The 20,392-nt window shown below is 65.9% G+C and carries 17 protein-coding genes; 15 read left to right on the top strand and 2 right to left on the bottom strand.

Translation table 11 applies throughout. The features are described from left to right. Window positions 1-57: 57 nt before the first annotated feature. From DSM104635_RS12025 to DSM104635_RS11955, 15 genes are all read left to right on the top strand, one after another. The gene (locus tag DSM104635_RS12025; RefSeq protein ID WP_158766430.1) at window positions 58-969 is read left to right on the top strand and encodes a DnaJ C-terminal domain-containing protein; all 912 of its coding nucleotides are present in this window, start codon (window positions 58-60) and stop codon (window positions 967-969) included. A 60-nt stretch (window positions 970-1,029) separates the two neighbouring features. After that, complete coding sequence (locus DSM104635_RS12020) at window positions 1,030-1,329, top strand: PepSY domain-containing protein (protein WP_158766429.1); 300 nt, start codon at window positions 1,030-1,032, stop codon at window positions 1,327-1,329. Window positions 1,330-1,341: 12 nt separating this feature from the next. After that, window positions 1,342-2,013 (top strand): response regulator transcription factor, encoded by a 672-nt coding sequence (locus DSM104635_RS12015; protein WP_158766428.1) that lies wholly within the window; start codon window positions 1,342-1,344, stop codon window positions 2,011-2,013. Then, window positions 2,010-3,458: an ATP-binding protein gene (locus tag DSM104635_RS12010; protein ID WP_158766427.1), complete on the top strand. Its 1,449-nt coding sequence runs from the start codon at window positions 2,010-2,012 to the stop codon at window positions 3,456-3,458. The genes DSM104635_RS12015 and DSM104635_RS12010 overlap by 4 nt, the downstream gene beginning before the upstream one ends. A gap of 55 nt (window positions 3,459-3,513) precedes the next feature. After that, complete coding sequence (locus DSM104635_RS12005; protein WP_158766426.1) at window positions 3,514-4,185, top strand: tetratricopeptide repeat protein; 672 nt, start codon at window positions 3,514-3,516, stop codon at window positions 4,183-4,185. A 2-nt stretch (window positions 4,186-4,187) separates the two neighbouring features. Next, a complete protein-coding gene (gene ccmE / locus DSM104635_RS12000) occupies window positions 4,188-4,622 on the top strand; it encodes a cytochrome c maturation protein CcmE (RefSeq protein ID WP_158766425.1) in 435 nt (144 codons plus the stop codon). Beyond that, window positions 4,619-6,550, top strand: a complete 1,932-nt coding sequence (locus tag DSM104635_RS11995; protein WP_158766424.1) for a heme lyase CcmF/NrfE family subunit — start codon at window positions 4,619-4,621, stop codon at window positions 6,548-6,550. Before ccmE ends, DSM104635_RS11995 begins: the two co-directional genes overlap by 4 nt. Continuing rightward, window positions 6,547-6,942 carry a cytochrome c-type biogenesis protein gene (locus DSM104635_RS11990; protein WP_158766423.1) on the top strand — a complete coding sequence of 132 codons (396 nt, stop codon included), beginning with the start codon at window positions 6,547-6,549 and terminating at the stop codon, window positions 6,940-6,942. The genes DSM104635_RS11995 and DSM104635_RS11990 overlap by 4 nt, the downstream gene beginning before the upstream one ends. A gap of 188 nt (window positions 6,943-7,130) precedes the next feature. Continuing rightward, complete coding sequence (locus DSM104635_RS11985) at window positions 7,131-8,645, top strand: Do family serine endopeptidase (protein WP_158766422.1); 1,515 nt, start codon at window positions 7,131-7,133, stop codon at window positions 8,643-8,645. 20 nt (window positions 8,646-8,665) lie between these two features. Next, window positions 8,666-9,334 carry a response regulator transcription factor gene (locus DSM104635_RS11980; protein WP_158768084.1) on the top strand — a complete coding sequence of 223 codons (669 nt, stop codon included), beginning with the start codon at window positions 8,666-8,668 and terminating at the stop codon, window positions 9,332-9,334. After that, window positions 9,331-10,725: a sensor histidine kinase gene (locus tag DSM104635_RS11975; RefSeq protein WP_158766421.1), complete on the top strand. Its 1,395-nt coding sequence runs from the start codon at window positions 9,331-9,333 to the stop codon at window positions 10,723-10,725. Before DSM104635_RS11980 ends, DSM104635_RS11975 begins: the two co-directional genes overlap by 4 nt. Continuing rightward, window positions 10,722-13,589 carry a bifunctional [glutamine synthetase] adenylyltransferase/[glutamine synthetase]-adenylyl-L-tyrosine phosphorylase gene (locus DSM104635_RS11970; RefSeq protein WP_158766420.1) on the top strand — a complete coding sequence of 956 codons (2,868 nt, stop codon included), beginning with the start codon at window positions 10,722-10,724 and terminating at the stop codon, window positions 13,587-13,589. Before DSM104635_RS11975 ends, DSM104635_RS11970 begins: the two co-directional genes overlap by 4 nt. Before the next feature lie 33 nt (window positions 13,590-13,622). Further along, the gene (locus DSM104635_RS11965) at window positions 13,623-14,201 is read left to right on the top strand and encodes an RNA polymerase sigma factor (protein ID WP_158766419.1); all 579 of its coding nucleotides are present in this window, start codon (window positions 13,623-13,625) and stop codon (window positions 14,199-14,201) included. Between the two features lie 17 nt (window positions 14,202-14,218). Beyond that, window positions 14,219-14,611, top strand: a complete 393-nt coding sequence (locus DSM104635_RS11960; RefSeq protein WP_158766418.1) for a hypothetical protein — start codon at window positions 14,219-14,221, stop codon at window positions 14,609-14,611. Further along, window positions 14,608-15,201: a periplasmic heavy metal sensor gene (locus tag DSM104635_RS11955; protein ID WP_158766417.1), complete on the top strand. Its 594-nt coding sequence runs from the start codon at window positions 14,608-14,610 to the stop codon at window positions 15,199-15,201. Before DSM104635_RS11960 ends, DSM104635_RS11955 begins: the two co-directional genes overlap by 4 nt. Here DSM104635_RS11955 and DSM104635_RS11950 read toward each other — a convergent pair whose 3' ends face one another. Beyond that, on the bottom strand, window positions 15,202-17,649 hold the full coding sequence (locus tag DSM104635_RS11950; protein WP_158766416.1) for a PAS domain-containing sensor histidine kinase: 2,448 nt from the start codon (window positions 17,647-17,649) through the stop codon (window positions 15,202-15,204). Window positions 17,650-17,782: 133 nt separating this feature from the next. Continuing rightward, complete coding sequence (pepN, locus tag DSM104635_RS11945; protein ID WP_158766415.1) at window positions 17,783-20,386, bottom strand: aminopeptidase N; 2,604 nt, start codon at window positions 20,384-20,386, stop codon at window positions 17,783-17,785. Window positions 20,387-20,392 lie beyond the last annotated feature (6 nt).

Below are 20,392 nucleotides of genomic sequence, written 5' to 3'. Positions count from 1 at the left end.
CATCGGGTCTGACCTCATCGCTGCCAAAATCTGCCCGAAGGCCGGAGCGCAGTCAGTTTGAGTTGGGACCCATATGCCACGCTAGCCCTCGGCCGCACCGCGACCGCCGACGAAATTCGTCGTGCGTACCGCGCCATGGCCAAGGAGCTGCATCCCGACGTGCGTCCCAACGATAAGCAAGCCGAGGATCGCTTCAAGCGCGCGACCGCTGCGTTCAATTTGCTCTCCGATCCGGTGATGAAGTCCCGTTACGACCGCGGTGAGATCGATGCCGACGGCAACGAACGCATGGCGTTCAGCTCGCGGCCACGGCAAAGCGCGCGCGCGCATGCCGGCGCAGGGGCCGGGCCCGGCCCTGGTGGGGCCGGTGCGCAGGACGCGTTCGACCTCGGCGACATCTTCTCAGACTTGTTCGGCCCAGGCTTCGGCAATGGCCGCAGCTATTCGCGCATGCGCGGCCGCGATATTCGCTTCACGCTGGAAGTGGATTTCCTCGACTCTATCAACGGCGCGAAGCGCCGCGTTTCACTGGCTGAAGGCCGCACACTCGATGTCGCCATTCCGGCAGGCGTCGAGAGCGGCCAAGTGCTGCGTTTGAAGAATCAGGGCGGCGCCGGCGTGCAAGGCGGGCCGGCAGGCGATGCGCTGGTGGAACTGACGGTGCGCCCGCACGCGTTCTTCCGCCGCGAAGGCCAAGACGTTCACATGGACTTGAACATCTCGCTGACAGAGGCCGTCGAGGGCGGCCGCGTTCAGGCCCCAACACCGACCGGCCCAGTCACCCTCACCATCCCCGCCGGTTCCAACACCGGAAAAACGCTGCGACTTAAAGGCAAAGGCGTGGCGGGCCAGGGTGATCAGTTCGTGAAACTGCAGGTCATGCTGCCGGAAACCCCGGACGAGGACTTGAAGAAATTCGTCAAGAAATGGGCCAAAAGGGATTATGTCCCGCCCCGCCCACAGGGTTAAGGCGAAGCTGCCGTTACATTCAGCGCACGTTCAGTGCGCTCCCCGTACACGGGAACCGTCATGTGGGCCAAAACGCTCCTCCTCTCCGCGATCGTCGCGACCAGCGCTGTAGCAGCGCCGGTCAGCGCGCATCAGCGCGGCCCGGCGTTTCAGGTCCAAAACCTGATCCCGGCCCAGGATCGCGGCAATCGCGGTCAAGACATTCGCCCGCTGCGCGAAGTCGTGGACAGCCTGCGTGGCCGTTACGGAGGCGAACTCATTAGCGCGCGCCTTGAGGACGGCGCCCGGCCCGTTTATGTGCTGCGTTGGCGAATGCCGGACGGCGAGGTGCGCGACTTCCGCGTGGACGCCGTTCGCTAGGAAAAAGCGCGCATGCGGGTTCTGGTAGTTGAAGACGATAAGAACCTGCGAGAGCAGCTTAGCGGCGCGCTGACGGATGCCGGCTATACGGTCGACTCCGCCGACAACGGCGAGGACGGTCAATTCCTCGGTGAGACCGAACCTTACGATCTAGCCATCCTCGATCTCGGCTTGCCGAAGGTGGATGGACTCTCCGTACTGAAGGCGTGGCGCAAGGACGGGCGATCCATGCCGGTCCTTATTCTCTCCGCTCGCGACCGCTGGAGTGAAAAGGTCGAAGGTCTCGATCTGGGCGCCAACGACTACGTCACCAAGCCTTTCCATATGGCCGAGTTGCTCGCCCGTGTGCGCGCTAACGTGCGCCGCCAGACTGATCATCAATCGTCGGTGCTCGAAGTCGGCGAACTTCGCCTCAACGCCGCCACCGGGCAAGTCACCGTCAACGGCGCGCCGATCAAGCTCACGGCCTACCAGTACAAAGTGCTCGACTATCTGATGCACCACGCCGGCCGCATCGTGTCGCGATCCGAGCTGACCGAGAAAATCTACAGCCAGGATCACGAGCGCGACTCCAACACGATCGAAGTCTTCATCGGCATCCTGCGCCGTAAGATCGGCACCAACCGCATCATCACTGAAAAGGGCCTGGGCTATCGCCTGGTCGATCCCGCGGAACAGCAGTGAGCGAGGCGCCTCCGGGCATTCTTGAACGCTTCCGCAGGCTGATCCGCCGTTCGCTGGCGGCGCGGCTGGCGACGATTGCGATTGTTAGCGTGCTGGGACTGGTTGCGATGGGCTTCATCGCGCACGCGCAATTCAATCGCGCTCTGCTGCGCCTTCTCATCGATCCCGAAATCGAAAGCGTCGCCGACAATTTGATCGGCAATTCAGGCCCCGGCCTCGCCGGCGAACTGGCGCTGCAGGATCTGCCGTACGATCCGCGCTATTTGCAGCCGCTCAGCGGGCGCTACTTCCAGATTGCGCGCATCCACGACGATCTGCTCGAAGTGCAGGTGATTTCGCCCTCGCTGTTCGACGTCAACATTCAGCTCGATCCCAAGCTGCAAGCCGAACTGACCGCGGCTAACGCGCCGCGCGGCCCTCGCTATATCGATGTCGCGGGACCGGACAACGAACCGCTCCGCGTGATCGCGCGGGTCGAACAGATTCCGCAGCTGGAAGGACGATACCTTTTCCTCGTCGGCGTCGCGCCGCGCGCGATCCTGGCGCCGGCGGCGAATCTCGTGGGCCTCGCGTTCGCTGTGTTCGTGGCGTTCTGCGCGCTGATGGTTGCAGCCGTGTCGGTGCTTCAAGTCCGCGTGGGGCTGGAGCCGCTGCATCAATTGCAGCGCGACATCGCCAGCGTTCGACGCGGCGATTCCGAGCGGCTTGGCGGCGAGTATCCCGCCGAAATCCAGCCCGTCACCGAAGAGCTCAACGCCCTCGTCGATCACAACCGTGAAGTCGTCGAGCGCGCCCGCCGTCACGTCGGCAATCTCGCCCATGCGCTAAAGACCCCCATCGCCGTGCTGAAGAACGCGGCGGCTGATGGAAAGAACAACGAGGTGATGAGGCAATCGATCGACGAGATGGAAGCGTTCGTGGAGCGCCAACTCCGCCGCGCCCGCGTCGCCGCCCGCGCCGAGGCGCGCGCCGGCGCCCAGGCGCCGACAATCGCCTACCGCACGCCGGTGTTGCAAAATCTCGAAGATCTTATTTTTATGATGGAGCAAAAATACGATCACCAGAAAGCCGTCGATATTTCCATCGAAGCCGAAGGCGACGTGACCTTCCGGGGCGAACGCGAAGATTTGCTCGAAATGGTCGCCAATCTGATCGACAACGCGTGCAAGTACGGGCGCAGCCAAGTCATCGTCCGCCTGCTGCCGCCGTTCGAAAGCAACGGCCTGATGGAGATCGTGGTCGAAGATGACGGCCCTGGCCTGTCCGATAGTGAACAATCGCTCGCGATGGCGCGCGGTGCGCGGCTGGACGAAGCTGCGCCTGGGCAGGGCCTGGGGCTCTCGATCCTGAAAGAAACAGTCGACCTCTACGCGGGCGAACTTCTGTTCGAACGCGGCGAACTGGGTGGTCTCAAAGCGCGCCTGCGCCTGCCCGCGACCGACTAGCCTGCGGCGAGCGGGCAGTTTCGCGCCTGGCCAAATCCCGCTAGCACCTTGCGCCGTGTGGTCCTCACTTGCCGTCCTTCTAGTTGGCGCCGTCATCACGGCGGCCGCGGCGTTCTGGGTGCTGCGCGCCTATCGCCGCGCCGGCGGCGGCGTGCGCTCGCGCATGCCGGCGCTGATGTTGTGCGCGATCGTCTCGGTTGCGGCGCTCGGCGTCTACATTACCATCGGGCGCCCGGAACTTGCTGACGCGCCCTATGCCGAGCGCCTCGAAGCACTAAAGCAACGCGACCCGAGCACGTTCACCGCCGACGAAACGCTCGCAATCCTGCGCGAAACCGCGCGCGCCAATCCGCGCGATCCGCTGCCGCTATTCTACAGTGGTCAGCTGCTGTTGGGCCAAAGCCGCTACCGCGAAGCGGCGGCGGCGTTCGACAGCGCACTGCGGCGCGATCCTCGCTTGGCGGAAGCGATGCTGGGCCTAGGCCGCGCGCTCGTGCGCATCGAAGACGGCCGCGTGACGCCCGAAGCGCTTGCGCTATTCCAACAAGCGGGTGCGCTCACCAACGATCCGGCGCCTTGGATATATCAGGCCATGGCCGCAATGGAGGAAAATCGCGAAGCCGACGCGCGCGCGTTCTGGTCAGAGGCTTACACCCGCATGGCGCCGGACGATCCACGCCGTGACATGGCCCGCCAAATGGGCGCCGGCGCGCGACGAGGAGGCTGACCATGCGCCGCAGAGATCAACGCCTCATGATGATCGGCGTCGCGGGCGCCGTGCTGGTGCTGGCCGCGACGCTGACGTTCGCGGGCTTACGCGACTCCGTCGTCTACTTCGTTGCGCCGTCCGAGTTGGCGGAGAAGGCGCAGGCTGGTCAACGCGTGCGGCTCGGCGGACTCGTCGTCGATGGCACTCTGCGCCGCGCCGATGATGGCTCGAACCATTTCAACGTCACCGACGGCGCCGTCGAAGTCGAAGTCCGTTACGATGGCCTGTTGCCGGACTTGTTTCGCGAAGGCCAAGGCGTCGTAGCCGAAGGCCGCTGGACACCCGGCGTCGCGTTCGAAGCCGAGCGCGTGCTCGCCCGTCACGATGAAACCTACATGCCGCGCGAAGTCACCGAAGCGCTGAAGCAACGCGGCGAGTGGAAGGGCGCGCAATGATCGCGGAAATCGGCGCGTTCTGTGCGGCCTTGGCGCTGGCGCTTAGCTTTGCACAGGGCTGGCTGGGTCTGGCGGCCTCGCGCCGCGACTCTCGCGCAGAAGCGACGACCGCTGTGGCGCAGGCGGCGGCGTTCATGTGCGCGATCGCATTCGTTTGCTTGATCGCCGCCTTCGTGCGCTCGGATTTTTCCGTAGCGGCGGTCGCCGCCAATTCGCACATCGACAAGCCGCTCGTGTACCGGATCGCCGGCGCGTGGGGAAACCACGAAGGCTCGATGCTCTTGTGGTCTCTCGTCTCGGCGCTGTTCGGCGCGATCTTTGCCACAACGCGCGGCGCCCAGCATTTGAGTTTGTGGTCGCGCGCCGTCGGCGTCCAGGGCCTCGTGACGGCCGGCGCGCTGATCTACACGCTCTTTCTCTCCAACCCTTTCGCGCGTCTCGATCCGGCGCCAATGCAAGGCGCGGGACTTAATCCGCTGCTGCAGGATCCCGCACTCGCGGCGCATCCCCCGATGCTCTATCTCGGCTATGTCGGCCTAAGCATTCCATTCTCGCTCGCGCTGGCAGCGCTTCTCGAAGGCCGCGCCGATCAGGCCTGGGCGAAAGCGCTTCGGCCGTGGACGCTCCTCGCGTGGACCTGCCTCACGCTCGGCATCGCGCTCGGTTCGTACTGGGCCTACTACGAACTCGGCTGGGGCGGCTGGTGGTTCTGGGATCCGGTCGAGAACGCCAGCTTCATGCCGTGGCTCATCGCCTGCGCGCTCGTACACTCCGCAATCGTCACCGAACGGCGCGGCTCGATGGCGAGTTGGACCATCCTGTTGGCGATCCTCGGCTTTGGCCTAGCACTGCTCGGCACCTTCCTCGTGCGCTCGGGTGTGCTCACATCCGTACACGCCTTCGCCATCGATCCGCGCCGCGGCATCGCAGTGTTGGTGCTGCTTGCCATAGCACTCGGCGCCGGCTTCGGCCTTTACGCGTGGCGAGCGCCGAAACTCGCGCAGCCCTCAGGCTTCGCCGCGATCAGCCGCGAGAGCGCGCTGGTCTGGAATAATTTCGGCTTGGCAATCGCCGCGGGCGTGGTGCTGATCGGCACGCTTTATCCTCTGATCGTCGAGGCCGCAGGCGGCGGCTTGATCTCCGTCGGCCCGCCTTTCTTTAACGCAACGGTCGCGCCCTTGCTCGCGGCGCTCTTCATCCTGCTGCCTTTCGGTCCGATGATGACGTGGCGCATCGGCGACTGGAAGGGAGCGCTGACGCGGCTCGCGCCGGCCGTCGCACTCGCGCTGCTCACGTTGATCGTCGCGCTCGTGACGACGCAATGGCGCGCCGTGCCTGCGATCGGCCTGGCGATCGGCGTGTGGCTGATCGCCGGCGGCCTCACTTATGTTTGGACGCGCGCGGCGCGCGGCGAAGGCGCGGCACTTGCGAAGATTGCCGCGCTGCCGCTGCTAGTGTGGTCGATGAGCGTCGCGCACATCGGCGCTGGCGTCCTGACCATCGGCGCCGTCGCCGAAACCGCGTTCCGCGCCGAACGCGCGCTCGCACTGGCGCCGGGACAGGGCGTCGACTTTGCCGGTCAACGCATCACGCTGCTGGAAGTCGGCGGCATCGACGGCCCGAACTACTCCGCCACCCGCGCCAATTTCCGCGTCGACCGCGCGGACGGTGCGCGCTCACTCTCCGCGGAGCGCCGCTTCTACCCGACATCACCGACACCGACGACGGAAGTCGGCATTCTGAGCGGCCTCGACGGCGATCTCTACATTGCAATCGGCGATCCGGTGCGCGGTCAGGACAACGCCTGGGCCGTGCGGCTCTATCACAATCCGGTCGTGCATCTGATTTTCCTCGGCGCACTGATGATGGGGCTCGGCGGCCTGCTCAGTTTGGTCGCTGTCTCGCGCTCAAAGAGGCGCCCAGCATGACCGTTTTCGCGATGCTTCTCGCCGCTGCTGCGCCCGCCATCCTCGGCGATCCGGCGCAAGAGGCGCGTGCGCAATCGCTCGACCGCGAAATCCGCTGCGTGCAATGCCAGAACGAGCCCATCGCCCAATCGACCGCCGACATTGCTGGCGACATGCGCGCCCTCGTGCGCGAACGCATTGCGGCTGGCGACAGCGACACCGAGATCCGCGCTTTCTTTCGCGATCGGTACGGCGACTTCGTACTGTTCCGCCCGCCCTTTGACGCCCGCACCTGGGCGCTGTGGGCCGCGCCATTTCTCCTGTTGGGCGTAGGGCTGGCTGCTGTCACAACCACGCGCCGCCGCCGTGTGGAGAACGAACCGCCGCTGACGCCGGAAGAAGGCGAGCGGTAAACGTCGTCCTCACCATGCGGCTCGTCGCACTTGCCGCTGTTGGTCCTAAAAAAGCCGCCAGCTTCCGCCCCAATCCATCCCAATCTCGCCCCAAACGGCGCTTACGGGACCGTGTGTTGCGCCACGAAGGGGCTTGCAAGAGAGCCGGGCAAAGCCTCCAATCGACGTGTTCTCCCCGAGGGTCATCCATGACGTTTGAACTGCCAGTGAAATTCCTGCGCCGCACGGCCATCGCCAGTGGCGCGGCAGTGGTTCTATTTGCTGGCTTTGCCGGCGCGCCGGCGCTGTTCGCAAGCGCCCAGGAAATCAATCCATCAGCAGTCGTGCCCCCGAGTGGCGCGCCGATGAGCTTCGCGGATCTGATCGAGCGCGTGCGTCCCGCGGTGGTCTCGATCTCGGTACGCCAGCGTCCCGACGCGGCGCAGGGTCAATCGCAAGAAGGTTTGCCGCCAGGCTTCGAAGAATTCTTCCGCGGCCGTCCGGGCCGTCCTGGCCCCGCGCCCACTTCGCTCGGCTCAGGTTTCTTCGTCGATCAGAGCGGTGTCATTGTCACCAATCACCACGTCATCGAAGGCGCCGAAGAAATCACTATTCGCACCAGCGATGGCCGTGACGTCCAAGCCGACATCGTCGGCTCCGATGAAGCCACCGATATTGCTGTGCTCCGCGTGCGCGGTGGCGGCCGTTACCAGTACGTGACCTTCGACGACGCCAGCCATGTGCGCGTGGGAGATTGGGTTGTCGCCGTCGGCAACCCGTTCGGCCTTGATGGCACGGCCACCGCGGGTATCGTCTCCGCCATGGGCCGCCGCGACGCGGGTTCTTCCGCCTACGTCGACTACATGCAGATCGACGCGCCGATCAATCGCGGCAACTCGGGTGGACCGACGTTCGACCTGAACGGCAACGTCATCGGCGTGAACAGCGCCATCTTCTCGCCGACCGGCGGCAACGTCGGCATCGGCTTCGCCATTCCCGCCAACACCGCGAACGGCATCGTGCGCCAGCTGCTGGCGTCAGGCCGCGTCACGCGCGGCTGGATTGGCGTCTCGATTCAACCGCTCGATGACGACATCGCCCGCAGCCTCGGTCTCGAAGAAGCGCAGGGCGCGCTTGTCGCCAGCGTCGTTCCCGATGGCCCGGCCGCGCGCGCCGGCATTCAGCAGGGCGACGTCATCCTGACCTTCGACGGCAATCGCATCGAAGATAGCCGCGACCTCACCCAGCGCGTCGGCGCCACTGCGATCGGCGCCAACTCGCGCATTGAAATCCTCCGCAACGGCCAGCGCCGCAATCTGACCATGCGTTTGCTTGAGCGCCCGTCGGAGCAGCAATTGCTGGCCAGCGCGACACCGACGCCGAACGAAACCCCTGAGCCAGAAGCCGGCACGGGCGGCGGTGTGGCGCAAGCTGGCCTCGGCGTCTCGGTGCGTCCGTTGGCGCAAGCGGATCGCGCGCGCTACGAGCTCACTGGCAACGAAGGCGGTCTGGTCATCACCCAGGTCGATCCTTCGAGCGACGCCGCTCAAAAGGGCATCCAAGCCGGTGACCTGATCCTGCAAGCCGGCGGTCGCGCTGTGCGCACCACCGCCGAACTCAATTCCGCTGTTCAGACGGCGCGTCGAGCCGGACGCCCGTTGCTGCTGCAAGTCGATGGCCGCACCGGCCGCCGCTTTGTGGCCGCTGATGTGGGTGAAGGTTGATCATGAGGGGGACAAGCGCCATGCGCGTGCTGCTGGTCGAAGACGACCTCGATATGGCCGAGAGCCTGAAGGCCTCGCTCGCCGCCGATAGTCATGAAGTCGATCACGCTGGAGACGGCGAACTCGGCGAGTCGATGGCGCTCAATGGCGCGTACGACGTGATCGTGCTCGATCGCATGCTGCCGAAGAAGCAGGGCGTGTCGATCGTGCGCGACCTCCGCGGCAAGGGCGTTTCGACGCCGGTGCTGATCTTGTCTGCGCTGCATGACGAAGACCACCGCATCGAGGGCCTGAACGCCGGCGCCAACGACTATCTCGGCAAGCCGTTCTCGACCCGCGAGCTGCTCGCGCGCGTCCGTTCACTCTGGCACGGCCGCGATCTGGGTCCCGCCACCCGCCTGCAAGTCGGCGATCTGGAAATGGATCTGCTGGCTCGAACCGTGAAACGCGACGGCAAGAAGCTCGACCTGCAGCCGCGTGAGTTCCGCCTGCTCGAATACCTCATGCGCCACGCCGGTCAGACAGTGACGCGCAAGATGCTGCTCGAAAACGTCTGGGACTATCATTTCGATCCTCAGACGAACGTGATCGACGTGCACATCTCGCGTCTGCGTTCGAAGATCGATCGTGATTTCGCGCAAACGCTACTGCACACCGTTCGCGGTTCAGGCTATCGCCTGGAGGGATGAGGCCCCGCCTCGACGCGCTCCTTCGCACGACAACGTTCCGGCTTGCCCTGGTGCAAGCCGGGGTCGTGCTTGCGTTCGTCGTGGCCATGCTGGTCTACGTCTACTTCGCCACCGTGGGCCAACTCATCCGCGACTCCAACGTCCTGGCTGACCAGGAATACGCCACGCTGGAGCGCGCCTACGCCGAAGGCGGCATGCGGCGGCTGAACCAGGAAGTGGTCGAGCGCGCCGCGCGGCAAGGGCCGTTCCTCTACGTACTTGCTGAAAGCAATGGCGTCGTCGTCACCGGCGACTTCCAGCAATTGCCGGCGGCGCCACGCGAAACGCCGGAGCGCGTCGATTTCAGTTTCGAGCGCGTAGACGAAAACGGCGAGCCGGTGCGCGGGCGCGCCAGCGGGCGCGTCGGGCGTCTGATCAACGGCCCCATCCTGCTCGTCGCGCGCGATCTCGGTGACAGCGCCATTATCGCGGGCCGCATCACCCAGGTGCTGTGGACCGTCGCAATCGTCGGCCTGATCGTCTCCATCGTCAGTGGGCTTCTTGCGGCCACCCAGGCCGCACGCCGAGCCGAAGCGCTGTCCAACACCGCGCGCGAGGTCATGGCGGGCGACATGACGCGCCGCGCCCCTGTGCGGGGCGTCGGCGATGAGTTTGACGAATTGGCGGAAGCCATGAACGCCATGCTCGATCGGCTCGAGCGGCTGATGAACACAACGCGCACCGCCGGCGACGCCATCGCGCACGATCTGCGCTCGCCGCTAACCCGCTTCAAACAGAAGATAGAGAACGCACTCGACGCGCCACCGGATACCGACGCTGATCGCGAAGCGCTGCGCAAGGCCGTCGATGAAGCCGATCGACTGCTCAATATGTTCAGCGCCGTGCTGAAGCTTGCGCGGGTGGAGACGGCGTCGAATTGGCGCCTGCAACGCGTCGATGCGAGCGAGATTCTGCGTGAACTTGCCGAGTTCTACGAGCCAGCAGCGGAAGAACAGGGCCTCACCTTGCGCGCTCAAGTGCAGGACGGCTTGGTCGTGCGCGGCGAGCACGGCCTCTTCACGCAAGCGGTGTCGAACCTGATCGAAAACGCGCTGAAGTACACGCCGAGTGGCGGCAACGTAGAAGTCCGCGCTTTGCGGCGCCCGGACGGACGCATCGAGATCGACGTGCTGGATGATGGTCCCGGCGTGCCGCCCGCTGAACGCGATCGCGTGCTGGAGCGCTTCGTGCGCTTGGAAACTGCACGCTCGACGCCGGGCGTGGGCCTGGGGCTGAGCTTGGTGGCCGCAGTCGCGCGCCTGCATCAAGGCGGCCTGCATTTGCGTGATGGCCTCAGCAATGGCGACAAGACCGGCCTCGGTGCGGCGCTCGTCTTGCCGGCGGCGGCGTGAGCGGCGTTGGCCCCGCGCTCGCGCGTGGCGCCGCGCCAGCGTCCTTTGGCGCCTCGCCCTGGGCTGGCGCCTTAGCGGCGCTGACCGATCACGCACCGTACTTGAAGCGGCTGTTTGAACGCCGTCCCGACCTGCTCGATCAACCTGACTCGCAATGGCCTGAGCGCCTGCTTGCCCAGGCGATCGCAGATGCGCGTTCGATCGAGCAAGACCCGCCACCAATCGAAGAAGGCATGCGCGCGCTTCGCCGCGCGAAGGACGCTGTACATCTCGCTGCCGCCGTCGCCGATCTCGCGCGCGTCTGGCCGCTCGAACGCGTGACCGGTGCGCTGACGGACTTCGCCGACGCTTCGCTGCGCGCCGCTCTGGCGCTCGGCGCCCGCGAGAGCATCGCGCGCGGCGACATCGTCGCTTCGCCGGCGAACGATGACGTTGGCCCAGTCCCAGGCTTCGCGCTCATCGCCATGGGCAAGATGGGAGCGGGTGAACTCAACTATTCCAGCGACATCGACTTCTCGGTGTTCTTCGATCCTGAGTTGCTGGCCGTCGCACAAGCCAAGGAGCCGCGCGTTGCCGCGGTTCGTCTAGTTGCGCCAATGGTGCGCGCGTTGGAAGAAGTCACGGCTGACGGCTACGTTTTCCGCACGGACCTGCGCCTGCGCCCCGATCCGGGCTCAACGCCAGTCGCCGTCTCGATCGCGTCAGCCGAGCACTACTACCAAAACCTCGGCCAGAACTGGGAACGCGCCGCCTTCATCAAAGCCCGCGCCGCGGCTGGTGATCGCAGCTGCGGCCGCGCGTTCCTCGCCTCACTCGAACCCTTCATCTGGCGCAAGCATCTCGACTATGCCGCGGTCGAAGACGTCCATTCGATCAAGCGCCAAATCCTCTCCGCGCACAAAAGCGCCGAACTCGGCGATCCCGTGTTCGACGTAAAGCTCGGCCGCGGCGGCATCCGTGACATCGAGCTCTTCGCGCAAACCCAACAACTCATCCTCGGTGGCCGCAGCAAGGCGCTGCGGACACGACGGACACTCGCCGCCCTCGATGCGTTGGTCGATGCAGGCGCGATCACGGCTGACGCGCGCACGGCGTTGCATGACGCGTACGTGTTCTTCCGCGACGTCGAACATCGCATCCAGATGCTGGAAGACGCGCAGACCCATAAAGTGCCGGGCGACAGGGAAACGCGCGCCCACGTCGCCGCGCTCGCCGGGTTCGAAAGCCTCGATGCCTTCGACAAGGCGCTGATCGATCAGCGCCGCATCGTCTCGGATATCGACCATCAATTGTTCGGTCGTGGCGACAGCTTGGCCGATCCGCTCGGCAGTCTCATTTTCACCGGCGTTGAGGATCACGCCGAGACACTCGCAACGATCGAAAAACTGGGATTCGCCCATTCCGCCTTCGTCAGCCAAACCATCCGCGGCTGGCACCATGGCCGCATCCGCGCCATGCGTTCCGAGCGCGCCCGTGAGTTGCTGACACGGCTGACGCCGCGCTTGCTCCGCGCCATCGCAACTGCGGGCGAACCCGATCAGGCCTTCGCCCGCTTTACGTCCTTCTTCGCAGGGCTATCCGCCGGCGTTCAAGTGCTGGCGTTGCTCGATGCCCGTCCGGCGTTGCTCGATTTGCTCGCGCGCTTATTCACCCTGGCGCCGCGCCTGGCCGACGCGCTGGCGCGCCAACCGGCTCTGCTCGACGCGCTGATTGAGCCGCGTTTCACCGTGCCGTTCGGTCAGGACGAACCGGGCCGCAAGCGCGCCGAGCTGCAAGCACAACTGGCGGACACGGGCAGCTTTGAAGCCAAACTCAACGCTGCGCGCCGCTACCATCGCGAGGAGGCGTTCCGGATCGGCGTGCAAGTGCTTCAAGGCATATCGTTGGCGGCGGAAGTAGGCCCGGCGCAATCCGATCTCGCCGAGGCGTGCGTGATCGCGATGGTAGACGCGGCGCTCGCAGAGACCGAGCGCCAGTACGGCAAGCAACCCGGCGCCTTCGTTGTCTTGGCATTGGGCAAGTTCGGCGGCAGCGAATTGGCCGAGCGCTCCGATCTGGATCTGATGCTGGTCTACGACGCCCCTGTCGAGGCAGCCTCCGCCGCTTCGGACTTCTACACCCGCCTCACGCAACGCTTGATCAGCGCGCTATCGGCGCCGACCGAGGAAGGCGCGCTTTACGACATCGACACCAAGCTCCGCCCGTCCGGCTCGAAAGGTCCGGTTGCGGTGCGCCTGTCCTCGTTCGAGCGCTACTACGCCGAAGAAGCTTGGACGTGGGAGTTGCAGGCGCTCACCCGCGCACGGCCCGTCGCGGGCGATGAGCAACTGAACGCGCGCGTGATGGCGTCTGTGCGTGCGGCGCTCGCCCGTACGCGCGACGCCGCCAAAGTCGCGGCCGATGTCGCCGACATGCGCGGACGGATGGAGCGCGAGCGCCGGGGCCGGGGCGCGTGGGATTTGAAGCTGGCGCCCGGCGGCTTCGTCGACATCGAGTTCATCGCCCAGGCGCTCCAGCTCATCCACGCCGCTGCGGCGCCCCAAATCGTGGCTGCGAACACAGGCGAAGCGCTCGAACGCCTGACGGCGGCAGGCCTGTTGAGCCAAGAGGCCGGCGACAGGCTGGCCAACACCTGGCGCATGTTGAGCGACCTCCAACAGCTGCTTCGGATCGCGGTCGATGGCGAGTTCTCGCCCGAAGCCGCGCCCGCGCCGCTTTCGGCACGCATCGCCGCGCTGCTGGGCGCCGAGACCGTGGAAGAGGCCGAGCGGCGCCTGAGCGCCTTGCAACAAGCCGTCCGCGCCGATTTCGCGCAGATAGTTGGCTCGCCCGGCGACGGATCGGCGCCGCTGGTGCGTTCATAGCAGCGGAGGTTCGGTGCGGCAGGCGATGCGCACGTGATCGACCCGGACGCCGAACTAGTCCGGAACGCGGGGGCGGGCGACGCCCAAGCCGCGTCCGCACTCGTGCGCCGTCACTTGCCGCGCATGGTCGGCCTCGCCCGCCGCATGCTGAACGACGCCGCCGAGGCCGAGGACGTGGCGCAGGACGTGTTTCTCCGCGTCTGGCGCGAGGCGCCGCGCTGGAAACCGGGTGCGGCCAAGTTCGAAACCTGGATGCACCGCGTCGCGCTCAATCTCTGCTACGACCGCCTGCGCCGCCGCCGCGAAAAATCCGATCCGGATGCCGGCGTTTACGTCGCCGACCGCGCGCCGCTCGCGAGCGATCAATGGCTGGCGCGACAGCGTTCGCAGAAAGTGCACGCGGCGCTTGCCGACCTGCCGGAGCGCCAGCGCGCGGCGTTGGAGCTGGTGCACTTTCAGGAACTGACAAACATTGCCGCGGCGGAAACGCTGGAAATCAGCGTTGAAGCTTTGGAGTCGCTGCTCGCGCGCGGACGGCGCGCGCTGAAGGCGGCGCTCGCCGACGTGGCTCAAGATCTAATCGGGGACGCCGACGGCGCCTCGCGGGTGTGACGAAGGAAGGACGGACGATGGACCGCGAACGGTTCGAGGTTTTGCTGGACGCTTACGGCGCCGACTTCCGGCGTTGGCCGGACGATGAGCGCGCCGCGGGCGAGGCGTTCGCCGCGCAGGATGCCGGGGCGGCGGCAATGCTCAACGCGGCGCGAGCGCTGGATCGCGCACTGAGCCTGGCCGGCGGCGCGCCAGACACGAGCGCCCTCGCGGCGCGCATCCTCGCAACCGCTCCACGCCGAAGCGCTGCGTTCGATACGCGCGCGGCGTTGGCGCTGGCCGCGTGCGCGGTGTTTGGAATTGTGCTGGGCTATGGCGGGGGCATGCTGGCGCCGCTGGCCGATCAGGACGACGGCTACTTCACGGCGGCGTTCGAAGCGCCGTTTGGCGACGACGGAGACGAGGGATGAGCGACAAACCGTTCCCATGGCGAACGCTGCTGTTCATCTCAGTGGCGTTCAACCTGATCGTAGTCGGCGCCGTGGCAGGCGCTTATGGCGCGGGCGTGCGGGTCCAACGCGACGCGCCCGAAGCGGCAGTCACGCGCATGCCCGGCGCGCGCGCTTTTATCGTGGCGATGCCGAGCGAAACGACCCGCGCCGCGATGCGAAGCAAGCTGGCCGATAGTTGGGTCGAGTCACGCACAGCGCGCAGCACAGCGAGTCAAGCGCGTCGCGAGGCGTTCGACGCAGCGGCGGCCGAGCCGTACGATGTCGAGCGTGTGCGTGCTGCGTTCGCGCGCTTGCGTGAAGCCGATCAAGCCGCGATCGGCGTCATTCACGACGACGTCGTCGAAGCGTTCGGACAGCTAACACCGGCGGAGCGTCGCGCTGCCATTGACGCGCTACGTCGCGCGCGGCCGGCGCGCCGCGCCGCCTTGGCGCCCGCTGGCGACCTGGCGGGCGAGGAGGCGGCGCCCGTGCGCGAGCGGTGGCAGGAACGGCGCGAGGAAATACGCGAGCGGCGTCGGGAACGGCGCGAGCGCCGCCAGCAGCAATAATTACTCGGCTGCGGTGGCTTCCGGTTCGCGATGGCCGCCGAATGTGCGCGGCAGGGTGATCGTCACGATCGTGCCGCGTCCCACTTCGCTTTGGATCGCAAGCTTACCGCCGTGCATTTCCGCGAGCGACTTGGTGAGCGCGAGACCGAGCCCAGTGCCGGCGTTCGTGCGCGTCAGCTCTTGTTCGACTTGCTCGAACGGCCGCGCCAGGCGAGGCAAATGCTCGGGAGGGATGCCGCAACCGGTATCGACGACGCGTAACGTCAGCCCCGCGTTGTTCCCGCGCGCGTGCACCATGATCGCGCCCGTGTCCGTGAACTTCACGGCGTTTGAGAGCAGGTTCAGCAGGATCTGCTTCACCGCGCGGTGATCCGCTTCGATCTCCGGCAGTTCTTCGGCATCGACGACGACAGAGAGACCTTTCTCCTCCGCCTTGCGCTTGGTCAGCCGCACAGCCTGCTCGATCGCCACGCTCGGATCGAGCGGGCGCGGTGAGAGCGTCAACTTGCCGGCTTCGATCTTCGCCATGTCCAGGATGTCGTTGATCAATTCGAGTAGGTGGTTGCCGCTGTCGAAGATGTCGGTCGAGTATTGCTTGTACTGTGGGTTGCCGATCGGCCCGAACAGCTCCTTCGCCATGATCTCGGAGAAGCCGATCACCGCGTTGAGCGGCGTGCGCAGTTCGTGGCTCATATTGGCCAGGAACGTTGACTTGGCGCGGCTGGCTTCTTCCGCCTTAGCGCGCTCTTCATGCGCTTCGCGCGCCAGCGCCTTGATCCGGTATTCCTGGCCTTCGGCGCGCGAGAGCGCGTCCGAGAGCCGGCGTTCGTTGCGCGCCAGCTCTTCTTCCTTCTTCTTCAGCGGCGAAATATCAACGCCCACCGTGATGATGCCGCCATCAGCGGCGCGGCGCTCGACGATATGCAGCCAATCGCCATTGGTGAGTTCGATGATGCGCACGTCCGGGTTGGTCGGATCGTGCTTCTCGCGCCGGATATTCGCCGCCGCCGCCGCCGCGATGGCTTCGTAGGAGGCGCGTGGGCGCAGCAATTCGGGGCCGAGCTTGAAGGCTTCGGCGAAGCTCTGATTCCAGAGCAGCAGGCGCCGGCGGGAGTCCCAAAGCGCGAATGGGCCGGAGAAGTTCTCCAGCGCCGCGCGGAGCTGATGCTCAAGCCGCGAAACGCGCGCTTCGGCTTCGTAGCGCTGCGTCGTGTCGACCACGGTGGCGAACAGGCGTGTCTGCACCCGGCCACTGGAATCCTCGACCGCCGCTCCGCGCGCTTCGATCCACGCCATGCCGTTGCCACGCGCCACGCGGAAGCGCGCATCCAGCAGTCCGGACGTTTTGGCGCGGCGGAATTCTTCGTCGACGGCGAAGCGGTCCTCGTTGACGATGAGCTCCAACAAGTCCTGCAGCGCCATGGTATCGCGCGGCGCGCCGAGCAGGCGCGCGGCCTGTTCCGACAATTGCACCTCGTCTGCGTTCGCGCGCCATTCCAGCACACCGACCTTGGCGCCGTCGGCGGCGATGCGGAAATGCGTCTCCGCGCGCACAACTTCGGCTTCCGCGAAACGCGCACGCTGCGCATTTTGGCGCATCAGCAGATAGAGCACGCCCATGGCCGCCATCGGTGCAGCAGCCACCAGCGCAAAGCGCAACAGCGCCGCGAGCCAGAGCGAGATCTCCGTCGGCGCCGGCGACGCCGCGAGCACGCGGAGCGAGCCGATTTGTGCTGCGCCTTCCGCCGCGGCCCACGCGCCGCCATCGCCATCGCGAATGAGCGCGCGCTGCTGGCGCGTCGCGGCGAGCACTTGCTGCTGCGCGCGCGCGCCGGCTTGCTGCAGTGCAGGCGAAGCATAGAGCACCGTGCCGGACTCCGATGCGATCAGCACGCGCGCATTGACGTCGAGGTCGGGAAGCAACCGCGCTGGGTCGATCACTGTGACGAGGTGGCGGTCCCCGATCTGGCGCACGATGGTCGGCGCGGTGGCGAGTTCACCCATATCGGGTGCGCCGCTCCAGACCTGCGCGCCATCTGCGCTGCGCACGGCTGCTGCCGCGAGGCTGGCTTGCGAGGGATCGGTGATGGCCTCGATCTGACCGGCGCGGTTCACGATCGCGGCAGCACTCACCGGCGGCGCTTGTGAGGCGGCGCTGACGATTGCCGCGGCGCCCGCACCGCCCGAACTGCGCGCCAAGTCCGCAACACCCGCGCTCGCGCCCATCGCCACGGCGAAGTTCGCGTTCACGCGTTCCGCGATCAGCGCGGCGGCGGAGCGTTGCGCGGCGACGATCGTGGTGGCGGCATCATCGTGGTGCGCTTTGATTTGCGCCGACGTCGCGGCGGCGAACGCAGACACGAACAGGAACACGAGCCACATGAAGGGGCGCGTACTCCGCTCGGGCTGCACGCCCGCGTTCGCTTCCAAGCTCTTTCCGTTCGACACAGATATTCCCCGGCCCGCCCCGAATCGCCGTTCGGAATCGTGAATAGCGCCAATGGTAACTAGGACGTAAACGGACTGTCGAGGCGCCGGGTGTTTCTACCCCCGACGCCTCCGGTTCCGTCACCGAAAGACCTCAGGCTAAGGTCCGTTCGACCATTTCTCGGGTGTTCTTCGAGAGAGTGGGCAGGGCCGCGAGGTGTTCCAACGCAGCGCGTGCGTGTGCTTGGCGGCTCGCATCGAATCGCTTCCACGATTCGAAGGGTGTCAAGAGCCGTGCGGCGAGGGCCGGGTTGTGCGGATCGATGTCCTGCGCCAGCGCCGCGAGGAAGCGATAGCCGCCGCCATCGCGCTCATGGAACGCGCGCGGATTGCGCATCGCGAACGCGGCGGCGAGCGCGCGAACGCGGTTTGGATTACGCGTGTTGAACTCGGCGTGTGTGCGCAAACGCTCCGCGCGATCCAACGCATTATCGCGCGGCGACGCGGCTTGCACCGCGAACCATTTGTCGATGACGAGCGGATTGGCCCGCCAGCGTTCGTAAAAGCGCGTGAGCGCCGCATCGAATTTGTCGCTGCCGGAGGCGCCCAACGCATCGAGTGCGGCCATGGCTTCGGTCATGCTCTGCGCGCCGTCGAATACGGTGACGAACGTTTCGCCCAGCTCTGGGCCCAGCGCCGCCAGCAGATCGAGCGCTGCCGCCTTGAGCGAGCGCCGTCCCGCCGCATCCGCGCCCGGCGAGAACGGCGTTTCGCTCGGCGTACTCGCGATCGGCAAGAGCCGGTCGCGCAACTTCGACGCGATCGCACGGCGCAAAGTTTCGCGAGATATATGCAATGCTTCCGGATCGGGATCCTCCGCGGCGAGCAGCAGCTCGTTCAAATCCGGCAGCCGCAACGCCAGCGCCGCGAACGCGGGATCCTGCTGGGCGCGGTCAAGCTCACGGCCGAGCGCCTCCGCCAAGGCCGGCGCCGCTTCCGGCGCTTCGCCCAATAGCACACCGCGGGCGATGGCTTGGCCGGCTTCCCAGCGCGTGAACGGGTCGGGATCGTGCGCGATCTGGGCGAGGCGTTGCTTGATGGTGAGATTCTGATCCAGCGTCACCGGCGCCGAGAAGCCGCGCAGCACGGTTGGGATCGGCTCTTCGAGGACGCCGGAGAAGCGGAAGGTGCGCTGCGCATCATTGAGCACGAGGTGATGTTCGGTGCGCGCGATGTCATCGCCCTCGGCTTTGCCGGCGATGATCGCGCCGTCCGGGGCGATGAAGCCAACTTGCAGCGGGATGGGGAGGGCGTGCTTGCTGGTCTGCCCAGGTGTCGGCGCCGTGCGCTGCGATACCGTGAGGTGATATGTCTTCGCCGCGGCGTCGTAATCGCCGTGCACCTTCAGCGCCGGCGTGCCAGCTTGATCGTACCAGCGCATGAAGTCATCGAGCTTGCGGCCGGCGGTTTCTTCAAAACAGCCGATGAAATCCTCCACCGTCGAAGCCGTGCCGTCTCGGCGCTCGAAATAGAGCTGCATGCCGCGCTCAAACGCATCCTTACCGATCAGCCGCTTCAGCATGCGAATGACTTCGCCGCCTTTTTCGTAGACGGTGGCGGTGTAGAAATTGTCGATCTTCTGATAGCTCGACGGCCGCACCGCGTGCGCCAACGGCCCGGCGTCTTCGCCGAACTGCCGCGCGCGCAAGCGCTTCACGTCCTTGATGCGCTGCACCGGGCGCGAGCGCTGATCGGCCGAGAATTCCTGCTCGCGATAGACCGTGAGGCCTTCTTTCAAGCAGAGCTGGAACCAGTCGCGGCAGGTGATGCGGTTGCCGGTCCAGTTGTGGAAATATTCGTGACCGACGACCGCTTCGATCGCTTCGAAGTCCGCGTCCGTCGCCGTCTCGGCGTCAGCCAGGATCAGTGACGAGTTGAATATGTTGAGACCCTTGTTCTCCATCGCGCCGAAATTGAAGTCGCGGACGGCCACGATGTTGAACACATCGAGGTCGTACTCGCGCTGGAACGTGTCCTCGTCCCATTTCATCGAGCGCTTCAACGCGTCCATCGCGTAACGCGCGCGTTCGGAGTCACCTGGATCGACATAGATGCCAAGCGCCACATTGCGTCCGCCCTTGGTGACGAACGCATCGTGGATCGACTCGTACTTTCCCGCGCACAGCGCGAACAGGTATGACGGCTTCGGATGCGGATCGACCCACACGGCGAAATGGCGCCCATTCTCCATGTCGCCGCTCTCGGTCTTGTTGCCGTTGGAGAGCAGCGTGGGGTAGGCGGCTTTGTTGGCCTCGATGCGCACGGCATAACGCGCCAGCACGTCCGGCCGATCCAGCATGTAGGTGATGGCGCGGAAGCCTTCGGCTTCGCACTGTGTGCAAAAGCGGCCGCCGGACATGTAGAGGCCATCGAGATGCGTGTTCGTCGCCGGGCTAATGCGCGTGACGATATCGAGCCGGAACTGCACCGGCGGATCCAAAATGATCAGCTTGCCGGGTTCGAGCTCGTATTTGTCCGTGGTCAGCAGCGCGCCGTCGATGGCGATGCTTTGCAATTCAAGCCGCTCGCCATTCAGCACCAACGGCGCCGGCGTATCGCCTGTGCACCGCACGTGACTGCGCGCCGCGACGAGCGTGGCTTCCGGTTCGAGCGAGAAAACGAGCGCGATTTCGTCGATCAAATACGCGGGCGGCGTGTACTCAGATAAGCGAACCGTCGTGGTCTCGGCGTCGCGCATGCAGCA

The sequence above is a fragment of the Terricaulis silvestris genome, assembly GCF_009792355.1.
Taxonomy (GTDB): domain Bacteria; phylum Pseudomonadota; class Alphaproteobacteria; order Caulobacterales; family Aquidulcibacteraceae; genus Vitreimonas; species Vitreimonas silvestris.
This window is presented reverse-complemented; position numbering and strand designations above follow the sequence as displayed.